Raw genomic sequence first — 18,220 nt, forward strand, 5'->3', positions numbered from 1 at the left:
GACAACCTCTGCCCCGGCATGACCCCTCATCCTGACGAGAATCCACCCCGTTGCAACAACCACTTGAGCCCAAGGCAACGGATACCGCAATGTCGGCGATCTGGAGTTGATCGTGCCGGTGGCCCGCGTCGATCATGGACTTGTGGTGCCTGGTCGGGGAGGGTTCAGGCGGTTTGTCCACCACCACACCTCCTTGATCGACGCGGGCTGGTGTGCGGCGCACGCTTCGCAGCCACACCCTCGGCATTCTTGGACAGTTTCTGTTAGCGGCTAACGGAAACTGTCCAAGATCTCGTGGACTCGACGCTGCCGCTGTGCTCCTGGGAGGGGTCGCCCCGCGAGTGCTCGCCGATCGGGGCGGCCCGGTACGAACGCGTCCGCCGGTTCTCGGGTCCCCCATTGGTCGCGCCGTTGGTAACACTCTGATGTGGAAGCCACTACTCTCGGAAGGTGCTTCGCGGTTGGGGTTGAGCTGGCGAAGCGTTCCGCGCCGGGTGGCGACGTGAGCAGTCGATCTTTTGGTTTGGGGGTTGTGAATGGCCGACCTACCGCACCCACTCGCCGCGTTCATCGTCGAAGAAATCCGCCGCGCCCGAGGGGCTGCCGGGATGACACAGGAGGCCTTCGGCCGGGGCGCCGGCTTTAGCGCATCGCACGTCAGTGCCGTGGAGGGCGAGACGCGAGCGCTGACAATGGACTTCATCAAGGGCGCGGATCGGGCGTTCAAAAACGGCGGGCTGTTCGAGCGCATGGTCGCAAAGCTGGGGGCGCCGTCCTGGTTTCTGCCGTGGTTGGACGCCGAACGCGTCGCGACTCAGCTCCGGTCCTGGCAGCCGTCCCTGATCCCCGGCCTACTCCAGACCGAGCACTACGCCCGCGCCGTCATTCGATGCGACGACACGCTCAGCGATGAGGAGGTCGACAAGCGGCTCGCAGCTCGGCTCGACCGGCAATCGATTCTCACTCAGCCGACTGCACCGCAATTCGTTGCAGTCATCGGCGAGGGAGTGCTGCGGAGGGCGGGCGAGGACTTCCGGGGGATCATGGCCGGACAGGTAACGCACCTGACGACCTTGGCGGATCGCCCGAACATCAGTGTCCACATCGTGCCCGACGACGTGAGTATGCACGCCGGGCTCACCGGTCCGTTCATCCTGGCTCGGGCCGCAGACGGTAGATGGGTCGGTCAGTTGGAGAATCAGCTTGGCGGACTTGTCGTCGTCAACGACGCTGATGTGGCTACGCTTCTGTCGAAGTGGGAGACAGTTCGAAACGAGGCCCTACCTCGGCGGCAGTCAACTGACCTGATGAAGGAAGTGGTGACGTCATGGACCTGATCGGCGCGACGTGGCGCAAGTCCACCCGCAGTGGCTCTAGCGGTGGCGACTGCGTCGAGGTAGCGGACAACCTGCCCGGCTTCGTCGGCGTGCGGGACTCCAAGGACCCCGACGGGCCGGCCCTGGTCTTCGGGCCGGTGGCCTGGCGGGCGTTCGTCACCGAGGTCGCCCGGCAGTCGTAGCCACAGAAACGCACCGAAGCGCCCGCCCCCAAGTCGAGGGGACGGGCGCTTCGCTGTGCGAGATTCGTCAGCCCACCACCGACCGCAGTGGCACCTTGGCGGCGTTCAGCGCGCGTACCAGATCTCTTGCGAACGGGTGTTCGTCCACCTGGAGGCCCTGCGGGTTCGGGATCACCACGTACGCCGAGCCGCCCTGCGCGGACGTCCGGGCGTCGGTGGTGAAGCGTTCGACGACCGCCCGGGTGCGCGACAGGTCGCCCGCCGCCACCTCGATGGTGATCGGCCGCCACCCGCCGCCCAGGTCCGCCGCGACCGGCGCGGCGGCGGCGCTGGCGCGCGCCGGGTCGATGCCGGGCGCACGCCGGGCGTCCGGCGCGGTGGGCGCGCCCGCCGGGTAGAGCAACGCGTTGGCCACCAGGTGCAGACCATTTTCGTTGTACGCCCGGAAGAGCGGATTGAATGCGAACAGCACCGCCCGACCGGCGCCGGTCGGCTCGTCGACCACCGCGGCCGTCCCCTTCAGTGTGTCCTCGCCGACGGTGTAGCCGTTGGCCCAGAACGTGTCACCCGCCGGGTAGCTGAGCACGTTCGTCCCGGTGGTGCTCGGGTTGAGGATCGGGTCGCCGTTGTTGAACTCGAAATCCTCCGCCGGGCGGCCCAGGGCGACCGGACTGTCGTGGTCGACGTCGACCCGCAGGTGCGAGCCGATCACGAGGTAGTCCGCCGGCTTGGTCTTCTCGGTGGTGGAGGTGAGCCCGGCAGCGCGGGCCACCCGGGTGCCCTCGTTGCGCAGCCCGATGTACGTGTGGCCCTGGGCGATCCAGTCGCGCAGATTGGCCTGCCCGGCGGCGGTCAGACCGCCGGTCGCGCTGCTCCCGTCCGGCACCAGCAGCACCGTACGCCCGGTGAACGCGTCGGTGTTGTCGTTGATGTCGGCCGTGGTGACGGGTGTGAGGTCGAGCCCCCAGCGCTTGCCGAGCACGTACCGGGCCTCGCCGTGGGAGCCCGACGTGGTGGAGATGCCGGTGCCCTGGAACAGCCCCACCTCGGGCAGGGCGAGGGGGGTGCCGGTGGGCCGTCCGCCGGGGCTGAGGGAGACCCCGAGTGATTCGGCCAGCTCGTCGACCGTACGGCTCAGCTTGTTTGCCGGAATGGCGACCCGGCTGGTTTTCAGGTCACGCACGAGCGGAACGCCGCGGCCGAGCAGAGTGAAGGTGAACTCCGCGGCAGCCGCCGAGTCCAGCGGGTACGTGTAGGAGCCCCACGGCCAGGTTGATGCGACCCGGCCACCGGAGATCTTGCGGACCAGTTCCGCCTTCGGCCGGACGTTGTCTGCGGTGTAGATCGTGGAGACACCCATCAGCAGCGGGTTGCTCCAGGACGACACGTCGTAGAAGTAGGGGAACGGGACGTACGGGTCCTCACCCATGATCGCCTGGATCCAGTGCTTCTGCGGTTGGTCCATCGGGATCCAGTACGCGCCCTTCGGGACGGTCAGGTTGGTGGCTGTCCGGCCACCGAAGACCCGTGCGGTGGGCACCCGAGTGGGCTGCTGCACCTCGTACACCTCGACGTCCATGCGGCGTAGGCGCTCGACGAGCTGGCGAACGTCGGCGAGCTGCCGGTCGGGCAGCAGGAAGTACGAGCGGATCTTGATGTCGGGCACCGGGAACTGGACCTCGTTGGTGGGCTGTACCACCTCGTTCGGCTCCAGCGTGCCCGCCCTGCCTTGGGCGAGCGCGTCGGTCCAGATGTCGAAGTAGCCGCTCAGCACCTCGTGCTTGTTCGTGGCAGCCCAGCCGAGCGTCGACCACTGGGTGTTGAACTGTTGCTGGACGCGGTCAGCCACCGCCGACGCGCTGCCCTTCTCGTACGTCATGCCGGCCGCACCGAAGCCGGTGGTCGGCACCGTGTCGCCGTAGCCCATGAAGAACATGTCGTACGTGTCGTAGTTGAAATAACACTCGGTGGTGACGGTCTCGTCGCAGGCGCCGTTGAAGCCGAAGCCGGCCTTGTTGGCCTCGCCGATCCGGTTGATCCAGTCCACCGCCTCGCCGGCGATCTCGTGGTGGATCGGGTCGGCGTTGGGCGGGAAGAAGTACTCGCGGCCACCCATCTCGTGAGCGTCGATGAAGACCTGCGGTGGGTAGCGGCGCAGCAGTTCGAGCTTGCCGTCGGTCTCCTGCTGGGTGCGGGCGAACCAGTCCCGGTTCAGGTCGAAGCCGAACTCGTTCTGCCGCCGGGTCGCGTCGCGCCCGTCCGGGTTCTGGGTGGGGACGATGATGGTGACCAGGTTGTCGTTGCGCTGCTCGACCGCGCAGGACAGGCCTGCCGCCAACTCGTACAGCGTCTTGAGGGCGGCGTCGGCGCCGCTCTTCTCGCCGCCGTGCACGTTCGCGGTGACCCAGACGATGGCCGGGCTGTCCTTCGCTGTCCGGGCGGCCGTCCGCGCGCTGGTCCGGCGCGGATCGCGCAGGTCGCGGACGTCGTCGGCGATCTTGCGCAGCGCGGCGGGCCGCACGTTGCGCTCGTTGGACACCACCGCGTACGGCAGTGGCTGCCCGAGCACGCTGGTGGCCAGCACGCCTGTGACGACCCGGTTGGAGGCGCTGTCCACGGCCCCGAGGTAGGTGCGGACCTCGTCGTTGGTGACGACCCGCTCCTGACCCACCCCGAGCGGGAAGCCGAGGATGGCCTCCGGGCTGGGCACGGTGCTCAACCGGGCGGTCGGGTCGTTGCGGCAGGGGGACGGCCGGGCGGCGCTCGCGGCGGACGTGCCGCTGAGCAGGGGAGTCATGCCGAGTAGAAGCGCGATCGTGGCGGCACTCGCCAGCCGCTTCGTAAGGACCGTCCAGAACGGACGCGACGATGAAGCCATGTGTCGGGTTCCCTTCTTGGGGGAGAGCCTCGCAGTGGCCGGAGCCTATGAACCGTCGAAGCGGCGGTCAAGGTCTGATCGACTTCGGTAACTCTGCGGGCTGCCCGAAGGTGGCGCTGGCTGGCAGGATGATGGTGTGCCGATGTCCTCGCCGGAAGGAGGAGACGTTGCCCGCGTCTCAGGAGACGATCACGCTCTCGGTCTATCCAGATCTTGCCTCCGCCGATGCTCGGCGTTCGCTGGCGTCCTGGCTGCGTAACGAGGACCGGCTCCGCGGGAAGGTCACTGCCGCGCCTGCCGCCGGTTCGACGGCGCCACCCGAGGAGATGTCGGCCGGGGCCACAGACGTGCTGTTGGTGGCTGTCGGCAGCGACGGTGCCGTCATGGTGCTGGTCCAGGCGATCGCGGGTTGGCTGACCCACCGCCGCGAGGACGTGACGGTGAAGCTCACCCGTCCGGACGGCTGGTCCGCCGAATTGGACGTCCGTCGGGCTCGTGACATGGACCAGGTGACCGCACTCATCGAGGCCGCGGTGCGCGCGACCACCCCCGAGGAGAGGTAGCCGACTCGCCGTCGACCGAGGATCCGGCCGGCGGCGAGTCGGGTCGAGCGGAGTACGCCTACCAGGTCGTCAGGCCGAGGCCGATCGTCTTGGTCAACGTGGCGTTGTCGTCGTCGCCGTCGAGCGACCAGATCATCGCGCCGGCCAGTCCGGCCCGCCGGATGTAGAGCGTCTTCTGCAACACGACCGCTGGATCGTCGTACGTCCAGAGCGTCGTACCGTCGAACAACCAGGCGTGCCCGGCACGGAGGTCGCGGTGCACAGTGTAGCCGTTACCGGCGAGGGTCTTGAGCTGCTTGTAGTCCTCGTACCCGGCCTCGAAGGTGGCCGGTGCGGGCCCGGTGGCGGGCTTGAACAAGCCGTTGCCGCCACCGGTTATGCCGGTCCAGCCTCGGCCGTAGTACGGGATGCCCAGGACGAGCTTGTCGCGCGGCGCACCACGGGTGATCCAGCCGTCGATGGCCACCTCGGCGGAGAAGTCCGGGTTGTCCGGAGCGCCGGCCGGTACGCGTAGCGCCGACTGCTGGTTGGTCACCGCGTCCCAGCCGCCGTGGAAGTCGTACCCCTGCACGGTGGCGAAGTCCAGGTACTTGAAGATCTTGCGACCCTCGTAGCCGGCGTCCATGGTGGCCGGGTTGGCCGGCAGGAAAGCGGTCAGCGGGTGGTGGGCGCGGGTCTTGCGCCCGTACGCGTCGAGCTGCCGGCGGAATTCGGCGAGCAGCTTGGTGAAGTTTTCCCGGTCTTCCGGTCGGATGACGTTGCCCGGCTCGCCGGCCCAGTTGGGCCACTCCCAGTCGAGGTCGATGCCGTCGAAGACACCCGCCGCGGCACCTGGGCCCCCTGCGGCGCCGTCTCCGCCCGGCAGGTTGCCCTTGAGGTAGATGTCGATGCAGGACGCGACGAACGCCTTGCGGGAGGCGTCGGTGCGGGCTGCGTTCGAGAAGTACGTCGACCAGCTCCAGCCGCCCAGAGAGATCAGCACCTGCAGTTTGGGGTGCTTGGCCTTCAGCTTGGCGAGCTGGCCGAAGTTGCCGTTGAGCGCCTGGCCCGGGGCATCCGCGACGCCGTCGACGCTCTCCTCGGCCGGGACGGGTCGCTGGTAGTCGGCCCAGGCGTCGCCTTCGGCCGGCCCGCCATCCACGTAGCAGCGGCCGTCCTCACTGACGTTGCCGAACGCGTAGTTGACGTGGGTGAGGCGGCTCGCCGCACCCGAGGTGTCGAGTTTCTTGACCGGGAACGCCCGGCCGTAGATGCCCCACTGGGTGAAGTAGCCGACCCGGTGGTAACCGGCGCGACGCTGCTGGTTGTCGCTGGCGCTCGCGGCGGTGGGCGGGGCGGCGGTGATGAACAGGGTCGCCAGGGCGACGACGGCGGTGAGACGGCGGTGACGGAATGATCGCATCGGCACACTCCCACGAAGGTTGGAGCACACAATCAGTAAAGATACTTATCTGATTGATGAAGTTAAGCCGACCACAGTCTGCGGTCAAGAGCCGACCAGCGACGGGCGCCGGGGCCGATGGTGACCCGCTGTGGCCCGGTCGGCCGCTTGGCTGACCGGGCCAGCCGGTCAGCCGACCTGGCTGTTGTCCTTCTGCGCGCCCCAGCCGTGCCACCGGTCGATCTCGATCACGGCACTGACTCGGGCGCGCTCTCGCCGGGGGTACGCGTTGCCCGTGTAGTGCTGGGACAACCGGTCGATGTCCGCAAGGTTCTCATCGGCGCGCAGTTCGGTGACGCGCCCCATGATGCTGACGTGGGTGTACCACCCAGCCTCGTCGAGCACGGTGAGAGACACCCGGGGGTCGTTTCGGACGTGCTCCAGCCGGCGGCGACTCTCGTCCATGTTCACCAGGATCCGGCCGTCTTCCCACAGGTACCAGGTCGCGGCGGACACCGGCTGGCCACCGTTGCGAAGTGTGGTCATGACGGCCGGGTTCGGCTTCTGGAGCATGGCGACCGCGGCCTCGGGAAGTGGTGGCTTGGACATGAACTCTCCTGTCTGCGTCAGCGTTTACCCCTGCACGTTACGCACCCGCAGGCCCCGATCATGGTGGTACGCGCAGGTACATCGCGCGGTCAGCCGAGCCAGCGGCCGTCTCGCATGAGAACGCGTCCCCGTAACTCGTTCGCCTCCCGCCAGGCCTGGATGCGCCGTGGACGGATCAGAAAGTACTGGTAGGGCTCGTCGAGACTGCTCGGGTCGAAGCCCGTCTTGGTCGCGAACGCGTCGCCCATCTGCGGGCCGAGGTCGGGGATGTCCACCGGCTCAGCGGTGCCGTCGACGATGACGACGTCGCGCGTCGGCCCGAGGCTGAGTCGTACCCGGCCATCGGCCAGGAGATTGCGGCCGGTGACCGAGTCGCGCGGCGTCGAGACGATGAAGGCTGTCCCATCCCAGAGGAACGAGAGGGGGATGAGATGCACGCCCCCCGAAGAGCCCGCCGTCGCGACCCAGAGGTCGATGTCGCTCTCCAGTCTGGCGCGAGTGTCCCGAAGCCTCTGCTCAAGCCCACGCGGCGGAGCGTCCGTCATGCTTCCTTCAGTCACTTCGCGGTGGCCAGCGATGCGGCTTCCCAGGCGAACCCGTCCGGGTCGGTGAAATGCCCGCTGTCGCCGCCGATCGTGAGTCGGTGCGACCCGGTGCCGCCGGGGGCGACGCCGACGTCCTTGGCGAGGGCACGACGTCGGTACAGCGCCAGCTTCACGGGGCTGGACCCAGCCACGAACTCGACGTACATGCGGCCAAAGCTCTTCGCCACGGCAAGGCCGTGCTCGACGTAGAACCGCTTGCTCGCAGCCACGTCCGCGACTCCGAGCAGGAGCACGATCTCGTCGATCTGTCGGGTAGCCGGGCCGCTGTCCTTCTTCGCCGAGGTCGCGATCTTCCAGATCGTCCCGTCCGGGGCTTGCACGACACCGCCGTAGCCCCAGAGCGACTTCGCGGCAGGCTTCAGCGACGTGGCACCGGCGTCCAGGGCAGCGCCGACGAGGCCGTTGACGGTGGCTGGCTGGGACACCGTGAGCGCCAGCGTGAACCCACGGAAGCCGCTCGTCGGTGCGTCCGAGGCCCGCAGGCGAATCTGCTTGTCCAGACCGAAGGCGGCGATGTGGAAGCGCTGGGTGGCTGCGGGGTCGGCCACGTCGAGGGTGACGGATGCGATGGATGTCATGGCGATCACGCTATTTGCGGCCGGGCGACCGGCGCTTCTCGATTCCTGACCGGTCTCGTCAGATGTCGCGAACGGCGCAAATCGAGGATCGGACGGCCTCAGCGAAGCTCTTGGATGCGGACCAGGTTGCCGGCGGGATCGCGGAAGGCGCAGTCGCGGATGCCGTACGGCTGCTCGGTCGGCTCCTGGACGACCTCGGCGTCGCCGGCCTGCACCTTCTCAAAGGTGGTGTCGAGGTCCCGCGTGGCCAGCAGGATCCAGCCGTAGGTGCCCTTGGCCATCATCTCGGTGATGGCGCGGCGCTCGTCCTCGGTGGTCCCGGGGTCCGCGGCCGGCGGCGCCAGGAGGATGGACGTGCCGGGTTGGTCGGCGGGGCCGACCGTGATCCAACGCATCGTGCCCTGACCGACGTCGCTACGGACCTCGAAGCCGAGGGCGTCGCGGTAGAAGGCCAGGGAGGCGTCCGGGTTGGTGTGCGGCAGGAAGCTCGTGTGGATCGTGATGTCCATGTCGATCATGCTAGGGGTAACGCCGTACCCGCGTGCGGGTCCCCGTCCGCCCCCGGCGAAGATGTGGTCATGAGTAACTCCGCACTGCCCAGGCGTGTTGTCGTCACCGGTGCCACCGGCAAGCTCGGTCGCGCCGTCGTCGCCCACCTGCGCGCCGTGGGTGTCGACGTACTGGCGGTGGACCGTGCCGGCGGACGCGACCCCCGCGACGTGGACGGCGAGTTCCTCCTGGCCGACCTGACCGACTACGGGCAGGTGGTGGAGGCGTTCACCGGCGGCGCCGACGAGCATGCCGGCGGGGTCGACGCGATCGTGCACCTGGCGGCCGTCCCGGCCCCCGGGCTGATGTCGAACGCGACCACGTTTGCGAACAACTCTGCCGCCACGTACAACGTGTTCGCCGCGGCCAGGGCGGCCGGGATCAAGCGGGTCGTGTGGGCGTCGAGCGAGACGGTGCTGGGGCTGCCGTTCGACACCCCGCCGCCGTACGCGCCGGTCGACGAGGAGTACGCGCCGCGGCCGGAGTCGACGTACTCCCTGAACAAGGCTCTTGAGGAGGACATGGCGCGGCACTTCTGCCGTTGGGACCCGGAGCTGGTCATGGTGGGTCTGCGCTTCTCCAACGTGATGGACGTCGAGGACTACGCACCGTTCCGCTCGTTCGACGCCGACCCGCAGTTGCGGAGGTGGAACCTGTGGGGCTACATCGACGCCCGTGACGGGGCCCAGGCGGTCGAGCGGGCGCTCGTCCACGACCAGCCCGGTGCCGACGTCTTCATCATCGCCAACGCCGACACCGTCATGAGCAGGTCCAGCGCCAGCCTGATGGCGGAGGTCTACCCGAGTGTGGAGATCCGCAAGGAGCTTGGCGAGCACGAGACGCTGCTCAGCATCGACAAGGCGCGACGGGTGCTGGGCTTCGAGCCGCAGCACTCCTGGCGAAACCACGTGTAGCCGAGGTCAGCGCGCGGCCTGGTAGGCGCGGCCGACGGCGGTCGCTTCGCTGCCGGTACGGAAGAGCCCGGTCTGGTCCTTGTCCGTGGCGGGCAGGCCGAACCAGGCGTAGCGGTGCAGCCAGGACAGGCCACCCAGCATCCGGGTCGCCGCGGTGAGGAACGCGGCCTGTTGTGCCTGGGTCGGGAAGCGGACGCCGTTGGAAAAGTCGATCAGCGCGAACTCGGTGAGCCAGACCGGCAGCTTGTAGCGGTCGTGCACCGCCTGCAGGTACGACTTGAGCTGGTTGACCGCGTCGGCGGTGGTGAAGTCGCCCCCGTACCAGTGCAGGGCGATGAAGTCGACGCGGTAACCGCGCTGCTTCGCACCGGCCATGAACCGGTCGAGCCACTCGCCCGGCCGGTCACCGCCCCAGGCCACCGCCGGGCTGCCCAGCGGAAGGCCGGTGGCTTCCAGTTGTGGCCACAGCTCCAACGCCTGATCGACGGTCATCTCCGCCTGACCGGCCAGGTCCGGCTCGTTGAACCCGAGAAGCTGTCGGCCGTTCTGCTTGGCCCGCTGCAGATTGCTGGCGGTGACGCTCTTCGCTCCCCAGATCATCGGGACGAACTCGGCGCCCTTCGGGCTGGTCACGCCCTGGTGTGCCACGTCCCAGGTGTAGTACCAACTCGCCCCGGAACTGGCGAGCGCCTGGCTGACGCCGTCGAAGGTCCACACCCCGACGCCCTTGCGTTTCGAGCTCACCGCGGCGGCCGCCGGGGCGACCGGACGCCCGGTGGTCGGCTTCGCCGTCGGCTTGGTCGTCGGTGTCGGGGTCGGCCCCGTCGGGCTTGTCGTGGCGGCGGGCGTGGTCGCGGTGGGTGGGCTGGGCTTCGGGTTCGTGGGTGGCAGCGCGTCGAGCGCCTGCGTCGAGGCGGGGGCGGGCACCGGCCCGGTCGGTCGCACCACGACGATCACCCCGGTCACCAGTACGGCGACCACCGCGGCCACGGCAAGGGGCCACAGCAGACGCCTCGCGCCGAACGGGAGGTGATCGCGTAGCCCGCGCCGGGGCTCCGCGTGTGCGCCCCGGGTCACCTTCGGGGTGTCGGCTCGGCCGTCACCGGTTCCGCGCATCGATTTCGCTCCTTCACGTGGTCGCACCGCTACTCAGATGAGGTGTGGTGGTTGATCCCCACCGGCACCTCCCCTCAGGAGACTGGCCGGCCGCACCGGGATAACAGTTTCGTCGGCCCGGCCTCGAATCGCCCGCAGCACGGTCAGCCTCGCCACGGAGGGCTTCTTCGAGCGCGTCACCGACGGCCGCATCGTCGTGCACCGCGACCAGGTGATCAAAGAGCTGCTGGTCGACGACGGCCGGCCGGCCGCCCGCCTCGCCGACGGCACGGTGCTCGCCGCCGACCTGCACACCCGCCTGGCCTGGATGGCGGCGCGCACCAACGGGCGACACGCCCGCGGCACGAACATCATCCCGTTCTCAGGTCGAACCGACCCGGCCCGCCCGCGCGACGCGGTGAGAGCGACAGGGCGACGGACGGACGCAGCCCGAGCCCGCAGGTGCTGTATCCACCCATACACGCCAAGAGCGCGATATAGGTGGATACAGTACGCGGGCAGGTGTCAGGCGGGACCGGTCGGTGAGGAGGCTCGGGGGCGATGACAGCCAGGCGGGTCGCCGAAGACCGTCGTCACCTCGGCGTGGCCGTGCCGGCCGGCCTGGCCGGCTGAGCTGTCCCGCCGTTCGTGCTGACTCGCACCGGGTTTCGCGGGCTCGGGGACAGCCGCAGCACATCCTCGGCAACCGTCCTGGAACTGCTGTTCGACATCGTCTACGTCTTCGCGCTCGCCCGGCTCGCCGGGCGGATCGCGGACGACCTGACCATCGTCCGGCACACGCTGCTGTCCGAGGCGGGCCAGACGGTGCTGTTCTTCACGGCGATGTGGATGATCTGGTCGCTCAACGCCCTCCTGGCGAGCACCTACGACCCTCGGCGTCCTGACCTGCAGGCCGTTCTGCTGGTGACGATGTTCGGCACGCTGGTGCTGGCTGTCTCGCTGCCGGAGGCGTTCGGCGAGCGCGGCGTCGTCTTCGCCTGCACGTACGTTCTCATTCAGATCGGCCGACCGCTCTTTCTGACGTTCGCCCTGCGCGGCCACCCGGGTCGGATGTTCGCGATCCGGGTGCTGGCCTGGCACACGGCGTCCAGCGTGCTCTGGATCGGTGGCGGCATCAGCGGTGGCCTCGGCCGGGGCATCTTCTGGTCCCTCGCCCTCGCTGTCGAGCTCCTCGGCGCCGCCACGGGGTGGCCGGCGCCGTGGCCTGGCGGGAAACGGTTCAGCAGGACGGCGGTCGTCGTCTCCCAGGCACACCTCGCCGAGCGGTACAACCAGTTCTTCATGATCGCTCTCGCCGAGGTGGTGCTCGAAGCCGGTGCCGCCGTCAGCACCCCGGGCTTCACCGCCGAGGGGAGCATCACCCTCGTCGCGGCGTTCGCCGCAGTGGTCTCGTTCTGGCGGATCTACTTCTACCACGCCCGATCCGGTCAGGCCTCGACCTCCGGCGGCGAGGGCACACGTCTCTCCCGGTGGGCGAGCTACGGCCTGCTGTTGATCGTCGGGGGCATCATCTGCACCGCGGTCGGCTTCGGGCAGATCATCGAGGATCCGAACCCGCCGATCGACTGGGCTCTGGTGGCCATCCTCTTTGGCGGCCCGGTGCTGTTCCTGGTCGGGCGGAGCTTTCTGGAGATGGAAGATCGCACCAAGCCGCGCTGCCGGAAGCTGTACCTCGGCGCGCTGGCGCTGATCGTGGCGGCGCCACCGATGGTGCTGCTCCCGCCGGTCGCCGTGGCGGCCTGCACGGGGCTGATCCTGGCCGGCATCGCCGTCCTCGACCAGAGAGCTCACCGGCGTGGGTCGGAGACCAACCCGACGTTGTGAAAATCCATTGCGGGCTGGCGACCGTCGCGCGTATGGTCCTCGGGCACGCCGTCGAGCCGGGAGGAGGTCAGAACAATGTCCGATGTTCTGCGCCCCCTCCGCGCTCCGGCGTCCGCGCGGACCTGACCGGGGCGCTCGTTTCCCGGAGGACCAACCCATGACTGATCTGGTCATTCGTCCGCTCGTCGCGGGCGAGGAAAATCTGTTCGATTCGATGCCCGACCCGCTGCCCCAACTGCGACAGGTCACGTACGCCGACGGAGTCGCCGGCGGCGGCTACCGGCCCGACAACACCTGGGTCGCCCTCCGCGCCGGCCGGGTCGTCGGCCGGGCTGCCTGGCTCCTTCCGCCGGGCGCCGTCGGTGCCCCCTGGCTGGACCGGTTCGATCTGGACGCCGAGCCGGAGGTGGGTGCCGAGCTGCTGCGGGCCGCCCACGAGGCGCTGGGCGGGCCCGGCCTGTACTACGCCGCACTGCCGGCGCACTGGCGGCGCCGAGAGGAGGTGCTGGCCGTGGTGACGGCACCGATGGCCGCGGCCCGGCTCGCCGGGCTGGTCGAGCTGGGGGAGCGGCTCAGATGCTCCTGGACCGGCACACCTCTGCCGGCATCCTCCGGGCGCTACGACTTCCGCCCACCCGCCGACGCGGCGGAGATCAACGCCCTGGTCGCCAGGATCGCTGAGCCGGACGTGCTGACCGGCGTCGAGATCGCGCGGGCGGTCGGCGGCGTCGACCTCGCCACCGATCCGCTGGCCTGGCTGGGGGACACGCCCGAGGGATGGCGCATCGCGCTGGAGGCCGGTAAGCCGGTGGGCCTGGTCGGCACGGCCGGAGACGCCTGCTACCCACTGCTCGCCTATCTCGGCCTGCTCGACGAGGCGGCCCGGCCCGAGCTGCTGGCCGAGGCGGTCCGGGTGCTGGCCGCCGGTGGTGCCCGGGAGGTCATCGCCGACGTCGACGCCCACCAGGTGGCGGTGCTGGCGGAGTTGGAGCGGACCGGGTTTCGGCAGTTGCGCGCCAGGGTCGTCTTCGCGCCGTCGAACGCTCAGCAATAGCTGATCGGGGGTGCGCCCTGTCACCGGGGCGCACCCCTGCGCAGGCGCCGACCCCGTCCCCTGCCAGCAGTCCGCCCCGAGTCGCGGAGCCGCTTGCTGAGTCACGGCTTCCCTACCGGCAAGGTCGTGCTGCTGCTGCACGGATACACCCTCGCGCCCGAGCAGTACGACGGACTGGCCGAGGAGTTCTTCGACCGCGGGTACAACGTCTGGATTCCGCGGGCGCCCCAGCACGGGACCGTCGACCGGCGGGCCCACCACCGGGTCGAGGTCGGTGAGTTGACGACGTACGCCACGCAGGCGTTGGCCGTCGCGGCGGGCCTCGGAGACGAGGTGGGCGTCGTGGGGATCTCCGGCGGCGCGGTGCTGGCCACCTGGCTGGCCCAGGCCCGGGTCAACGTCGTACGGCGTCTGTTGTTGCTGTCGCCGTTCTTCGGCCCGGATCCTCGCCAGGCACCGGCCTTCGCGGTCAAACCGCTCATCGTGTTGTACGCGCGCCGCGTCCTCCCGGATCGCGTCACGTCGCGCGGCTACTCCCTCGCCGCCGTCACCCAGTACCTGACGATCGCGCGTAGCCTGCCGAATCCGCCCCGACGGTCCGGTCTGTGGAGCGTGGCGGTCGCCATCAGCCCGCTCGACGGTGTGGTGGACCTGACCGCGGCGGTGAACGTGCCAAGCCGGATCGCCGACGCGAACGCGATCCCGCTCCGGGTCCACACCCTGCCGGAGGCGTTGGGTGTCGGCCACAACATCCTCAACCTCAGCGCGCTCGGTGCCGAGGGGTCCGAGCTGCGCCAGCTCTACATCGCGCTCTACGAGGGCGATGCGGCACCGGCGTCCGGACTTGCCCCAACGGCCAGCGCCGACCAGTGAGCGTCGACGTCGCCGAGGTCGCGGGACCACGCGCTTCTGCGTCAGCGTCTAAACTGCCCGCGCGCCGCGCGTCGTGCGGGCACGTCACATCTGACCGGTAGGGCGAAGGTCCCGGTGCCCGACCTGAAATGTTAGCGTTAACACGTCGCGCTGCCGCATCGACGGAACGCTCTGCGGTGGTTGTCACCCCCCGACCCGAAAGGCGCCATCTTCGATGAGTACGGCCGGATCAGCAGACCTGCGTGCAGCAGTCCTCGCCGCGAACCGCCTCATCCCCCAAGCCGGCCTTGCCGCGCTGACGTGGGGCAACGTGAGCGGTGTCGACCGAGACGCGGGCATCTATGTGATCAAGCCCTCCGGCGTGGCATACCAGGACCTCACGGCCGACCTTCTGGTCCCAGTGGATCTGGAGACCGGGCAGGTCGTCGACGGAGAGCTGAAGCCCTCCGTCGACAGTGAAACCCACCGGGCGTTCTACCTGCGCTGGCCGTCCATCGGCGGAGTGACCCACACCCACTCGACGCACGCCGTCGCCTTCGCCCAGGCAGGGCGGGACGTGCCGGTGCTCGGCACCACGCATGCCGACACCTTCGCCGGCCCGATCCGGGTCACGCGGGACCTGACGGCCGACGAATGTGCCAACGACTACGAGTTCAATACGGCGCGCGCGATCATCGAGCTGATCGGGGAAGAGGCCGAGGCGCTGGCCAACCCGGCCGCCCTCGCCGCCAACCACGGCCCCTTCACCTGGGCGGCGAACCCGCTCAAGTCGGTGGAGAACGCGATCGTCTGCGAGGCGGTCGCGGAGATGGCCCTGAAGACGCTGTCGCTGAACCCCGCGGCAGCCGCGCCGCAGTGGTTGCTGGACCGCCACTTCACCCGTAAGCACGGTGCCGGCGCCTACTACGGCAACCAACTCCCCGAACAGCGTCGGCCCTGACCGTCTGCACGTCGCACTGGTCGCGCTACTTCACCTGGTGGGCTCAGCCGCGCCGTTGAACACCGGCGGGGCGTAGCCCACCGGCTTGTCGCCGATGCCGAGACCAGGGCTCACCACCCAGGACTGGTACTGCGGGGTGAACATGGCGTACGGCAGCCCGAGGTTCGGGGCGCTGGCCTCCTCCAGTCGGCGACGGGCGTCGGCCGGGATCTCGAAGTCGAGCGCGCCGAAGTTGCTGGCGAGTTGCTCGGGGCTGCTCGCCCCGACGATCACCGAGCCGACGGCGGGCTGGGTGACGACCCAGTTGATCGCCACCTGGGCCATGCTGCGGCCCAGGTCGGCGGCCACGCTCTCCAGATCTTGCCTGAACGCACCAGGTCGTCGAGGGTGTGCACGACCTCCTCGACCGGGGTGATCCGGTCCCAGGTGTGCAGCAGGTACAGGTCGATGTAGTCGGTGCCGAGCCGGCCCAGCGACGCTTCCACGGCCCGCATGATGTGCTTGCGGCCGTTGCCGCTGGCATTCGGGTCGGTGGGGTCGACGGTGTTGGTGGCCTTGCTCGTGAGCACGAGCCGTTCGCGGACGCCGGCCCGCTCGATCAGGCGGCCGAGGATCTTCTCGCTCTCCCCGGCGCTGCTGGGCGGTGGGATCGCGCTCTTCGCCGTGCTGCTGCTGGCGATCGGCGCCGCGCTGGGGCGACGAGCGCGAGCGTTGATCAAGAGGTTTGCGTCACGACCCGCCGGGCGGGATGACGCCAACCTCTTGATCAACGGGTGGGAGGGGGAGGGGCGGGGGCAGCTGGGAGAGACTGGCGGTGTTTTTGCGGACCATTGTTGCGGCCAACGCGGTGGTGGTCGGGTGGGACCCGTTCGCCCGCTCTGCGGTGGCCACCCGGACCGACTGCGTCAGGTGCGCGCGCAGGTGCTCGGCGAGCAACCGGAGGAACGGCTGCCCACTGGCCGACCGCAGCGCGGCCACCTCCTCGGCGGTGACCATGCCCGGCATGTCGTGGCCCTCGTGCGGGTTGGTCGTCGGCGCACCGGAATCGCCCAGGAGACGGCGGGCCTGGTCCAGGTCTGCGCGCAGGCTAGCCCCGACCTGGGCGGCCAGGCGCCGCCAGGCCTGGTCGGTGGTCCGTGCGAACACGAGATCGAGTACGGGTAGCAGGCGTTCGGCCATCGCCACCGTCAACTGGAGCCAGGCGATGTCGGTGGGGCTGAACGCTCCCGCCGTACCCGTGGGTGCCGGCACCGCCGTTGCGGTCGGCGCGGTCGTTGCGGCCGATGCGGTCGGCGTGGTTACGGGCGGCGTCTTGCCGGCGTCGTTCGGTGGTCCAGTGGCGCAACCGGTGGCGAGCATTGTCGCCACGAGCAGGGCGGTCGGTTTGGCGATGCGCATCCGGGCCCCTTTCGCCTCAGGGGCGGGCCCGGCGTGGACCGGGCCCGCCTCCTCGGTGTGCACCTGTCGGCTCAGATCGGTCGGCCGTCGTGACCGCACTTGATGACGGGACGGATGCAGTCCTGCACCCGGCGGGCCATCTCGGCCACCGGCCAGGCGTTGAAGAAGTCGCCGTGCATGGTGTAGCCCGGCCCGGAGGCCAGCCGGAACCCCGACGGGTCACCGTTGACCGGGTAGCGCAGCACCTGCCGCAACTTCGGCACATGCACGGGATGGGTGCTCGGGCAGGCCTGGTTCACCGGGTACGCCAGGTGGCTCTTGTGATCCGGAGAATCCAGGTCCCGACCGTTCCAGCACTGGGGGAAGTCCAGGTACGACTCCAACATCGTGCCCGCTGGGCAGGTGACGAAGTCCTTCGACGGCGGCACGTGCCCGGCGTGCAGGCACGACCAGCGGGCGATGCTGTCGTTCGGCCCGGCGGCCCGCGCGTTGCCGGCGACGAGTCGCAGCCCTTGCGGGAACGGCTGGGTGTTCGCCACGACGTCGGCGCGCACACCTTCGCCCAGGTAGTAGAACGTGGCGATCGCCGGCTCCACCGGCTGGTTGTTGCGGTACAGGGTCGGCACCCAGTAGGACGAGACATCCACCTGTGGGTTGCAGGTGGTGGGGGAGCTGACCAGGTCGGGCAGTGTGGTGTGGGCGTTCGTCACCGTGCTGCCGAAGAAGCTGTGCATGTGCGAGGCCCCGGGCAGCCCGGGGAAGACGATCGGGTCGTCCGGCAGCCGGTGGCTGTAGGTGCAGTCGGCGGGGAACTCGGCGACCCGAATGGCGTTGACGCCGATGGCGGCGTCGGCCCGTGCGGTGGTGGAGACGACGTACGTGCCGAGTAGCACCAGCAATGCGCCGATCGCCGTGGCGAGGCGCAGTCGGCGGTGGATGCCGGAGAGGGGTGCGGCCCTGTCCATCTTGTAACTCCTGTCGGGGGCGGGTCAGGGGCAACTCCGGCGCCGCCGCCGAAGACACCGGAGTTTGCCCTGGCCAGAATGGTGGTGGCCGGTTGAGCCTGGAGCGAGAGAGCGCTCTCACTGCTGACAAGCCTGACCCTCGCCTCGAAGCTTGTCAATGAGTGCCGCAGTTGGTGGAAATGACGACGCCGAAGGGCCGGGCCCGTGGTGGGGTCCGGCCCATGGCTTGTGCGTTGGTGGGGTCAGCAATGCCGAGGGGCCATCCCCCGTGGTGGGGGTCCGGCCCTTCGCTCATGGGTTGGGGTTGGCGATGTTGAAGGGCCGGGTCCCGGGTTGGGGTCCGGCCCTTCGCTCAGCGTTGGGATTCGCGATGCCGAAAGGGCCGGGCCCCTTGGTGGGGTCCGGCCCTTTCGGTTTTGCGTGGGGGTGGGTCAGTTGGTGGTGTAGCCGCGGG

At 69.4% G+C, this 18,220-nt stretch carries 19 protein-coding genes; 8 read left to right on the forward strand and 11 right to left on the reverse strand.

Going from position 1 to position 18,220, the window contains the following annotated elements:
• Positions 1–536 precede the first annotated feature (536 nt).
• Together ACLQ28_RS34095 and ACLQ28_RS34100 are read left to right on the forward strand one after the other, a co-directional pair.
• The gene (locus ACLQ28_RS34095; RefSeq protein WP_425690373.1) at positions 537–1,337 is read left to right on the forward strand and encodes a helix-turn-helix domain-containing protein; all 801 of its coding nucleotides are present in this window, start codon (positions 537–539) and stop codon (positions 1,335–1,337) included.
• Positions 1,328–1,519 carry a DUF397 domain-containing protein gene (locus ACLQ28_RS34100; protein WP_425690374.1) on the forward strand — a complete coding sequence of 64 codons (192 nt, stop codon included), beginning with the start codon at positions 1,328–1,330 and terminating at the stop codon, positions 1,517–1,519. The genes ACLQ28_RS34095 and ACLQ28_RS34100 overlap by 10 nt, the downstream gene beginning before the upstream one ends.
• Before the next feature lie 67 nt (positions 1,520–1,586).
• Here ACLQ28_RS34100 and ACLQ28_RS34105 read toward each other — a convergent pair whose 3' ends face one another.
• Positions 1,587–4,397, reverse strand: coding sequence for a M14 family zinc carboxypeptidase (locus ACLQ28_RS34105; protein ID WP_425690375.1), 2,811 nt, complete (start codon positions 4,395–4,397; stop codon positions 1,587–1,589).
• Between the two features lie 167 nt (positions 4,398–4,564).
• On the opposite strand from ACLQ28_RS34105, the gene ACLQ28_RS34110 reads away from it, so the two are divergent.
• The gene (locus ACLQ28_RS34110) at positions 4,565–4,960 is read left to right on the forward strand and encodes an effector-associated constant component EACC1 (protein ID WP_425690376.1); all 396 of its coding nucleotides are present in this window, start codon (positions 4,565–4,567) and stop codon (positions 4,958–4,960) included.
• 58 nt (positions 4,961–5,018) lie between these two features.
• On the opposite strand, the gene ACLQ28_RS34115 is transcribed toward ACLQ28_RS34110, so the two are convergent.
• From ACLQ28_RS34115 to ACLQ28_RS34135, 5 genes are all read right to left on the reverse strand, one after another.
• Positions 5,019–6,362 (reverse strand): glycoside hydrolase family 18 protein, encoded by a 1,344-nt coding sequence (locus tag ACLQ28_RS34115; RefSeq protein WP_425690377.1) that lies wholly within the window; start codon positions 6,360–6,362, stop codon positions 5,019–5,021.
• A gap of 168 nt (positions 6,363–6,530) precedes the next feature.
• A complete protein-coding gene (locus ACLQ28_RS34120; RefSeq protein WP_425690378.1) occupies positions 6,531–6,950 on the reverse strand; it encodes a PPOX class F420-dependent oxidoreductase in 420 nt (139 codons plus the stop codon).
• A gap of 89 nt (positions 6,951–7,039) precedes the next feature.
• On the reverse strand, positions 7,040–7,495 hold the full coding sequence (locus ACLQ28_RS34125; RefSeq protein WP_425690379.1) for a pyridoxamine 5'-phosphate oxidase family protein: 456 nt from the start codon (positions 7,493–7,495) through the stop codon (positions 7,040–7,042).
• Between the two features lie 11 nt (positions 7,496–7,506).
• Positions 7,507–8,133 carry a glyoxalase gene (locus ACLQ28_RS34130; protein ID WP_425690380.1) on the reverse strand — a complete coding sequence of 209 codons (627 nt, stop codon included), beginning with the start codon at positions 8,131–8,133 and terminating at the stop codon, positions 7,507–7,509.
• Positions 8,134–8,231: 98 nt separating this feature from the next.
• On the reverse strand, positions 8,232–8,642 hold the full coding sequence (locus tag ACLQ28_RS34135; RefSeq protein WP_425690381.1) for a VOC family protein: 411 nt from the start codon (positions 8,640–8,642) through the stop codon (positions 8,232–8,234).
• A gap of 69 nt (positions 8,643–8,711) precedes the next feature.
• On the opposite strand from ACLQ28_RS34135, the gene ACLQ28_RS34140 reads away from it, so the two are divergent.
• Positions 8,712–9,596 (forward strand): NAD-dependent epimerase/dehydratase family protein, encoded by an 885-nt coding sequence (locus tag ACLQ28_RS34140; RefSeq protein ID WP_425690382.1) that lies wholly within the window; start codon positions 8,712–8,714, stop codon positions 9,594–9,596.
• 6 nt (positions 9,597–9,602) lie between these two features.
• Here ACLQ28_RS34140 and ACLQ28_RS34145 read toward each other — a convergent pair whose 3' ends face one another.
• Entirely contained in the window at positions 9,603–10,712 is a 1,110-nt protein-coding gene (locus tag ACLQ28_RS34145; RefSeq protein WP_425690383.1) for a glycoside hydrolase family protein, read from the reverse strand.
• Positions 10,713–11,339: 627 nt separating this feature from the next.
• Between ACLQ28_RS34145 and ACLQ28_RS34150 the strand changes: the two genes are divergently transcribed.
• The 4 genes from ACLQ28_RS34150 to araD all read left to right on the forward strand — a co-directional run bounded on the left by ACLQ28_RS34150 (position 11,340) and on the right by araD (position 15,403).
• Positions 11,340–12,536 (forward strand): low temperature requirement protein A, encoded by a 1,197-nt coding sequence (locus ACLQ28_RS34150; RefSeq protein WP_425690384.1) that lies wholly within the window; start codon positions 11,340–11,342, stop codon positions 12,534–12,536.
• A gap of 157 nt (positions 12,537–12,693) precedes the next feature.
• Positions 12,694–13,590 (forward strand): acetyltransferase, encoded by an 897-nt coding sequence (locus ACLQ28_RS34155; RefSeq protein WP_425690385.1) that lies wholly within the window; start codon positions 12,694–12,696, stop codon positions 13,588–13,590.
• Positions 13,591–13,683: 93 nt separating this feature from the next.
• On the forward strand, positions 13,684–14,463 hold the full coding sequence (locus ACLQ28_RS34160; RefSeq protein ID WP_425690386.1) for an alpha/beta hydrolase: 780 nt from the start codon (positions 13,684–13,686) through the stop codon (positions 14,461–14,463).
• 214 nt (positions 14,464–14,677) lie between these two features.
• Positions 14,678–15,403 carry an L-ribulose-5-phosphate 4-epimerase AraD gene (gene araD, locus ACLQ28_RS34165; RefSeq protein ID WP_425690387.1) on the forward strand — a complete coding sequence of 242 codons (726 nt, stop codon included), beginning with the start codon at positions 14,678–14,680 and terminating at the stop codon, positions 15,401–15,403.
• Positions 15,404–15,433: 30 nt separating this feature from the next.
• Here the strand turns inward: araD and ACLQ28_RS34170 are convergent, their stop codons facing one another.
• From ACLQ28_RS34170 to ACLQ28_RS34185, 4 genes are all read right to left on the reverse strand, one after another.
• Positions 15,434–15,718, reverse strand: a complete 285-nt coding sequence (locus tag ACLQ28_RS34170) for an aldo/keto reductase (protein WP_425690388.1) — start codon at positions 15,716–15,718, stop codon at positions 15,434–15,436.
• The gene (locus tag ACLQ28_RS34175; protein ID WP_425690389.1) at positions 15,673–16,122 is read right to left on the reverse strand and encodes an aldo/keto reductase; all 450 of its coding nucleotides are present in this window, start codon (positions 16,120–16,122) and stop codon (positions 15,673–15,675) included. Before ACLQ28_RS34175 ends, ACLQ28_RS34170 begins: the two co-directional genes overlap by 46 nt.
• A 10-nt stretch (positions 16,123–16,132) precedes the next feature.
• Positions 16,133–16,801 carry a DUF305 domain-containing protein gene (locus ACLQ28_RS34180; protein ID WP_425690390.1) on the reverse strand — a complete coding sequence of 223 codons (669 nt, stop codon included), beginning with the start codon at positions 16,799–16,801 and terminating at the stop codon, positions 16,133–16,135.
• A 71-nt stretch (positions 16,802–16,872) separates the two neighbouring features.
• Positions 16,873–17,766, reverse strand: a complete 894-nt coding sequence (locus tag ACLQ28_RS34185) for a DUF1996 domain-containing protein (RefSeq protein WP_425690391.1) — start codon at positions 17,764–17,766, stop codon at positions 16,873–16,875.
• Positions 17,767–18,220: the final 454 nt, after the last annotated feature.

The organism is Micromonospora sp. DT201 (assembly GCF_049841575.1).
Classification (GTDB): Bacteria; Actinomycetota; Actinomycetes; order Mycobacteriales; family Micromonosporaceae; genus Micromonospora.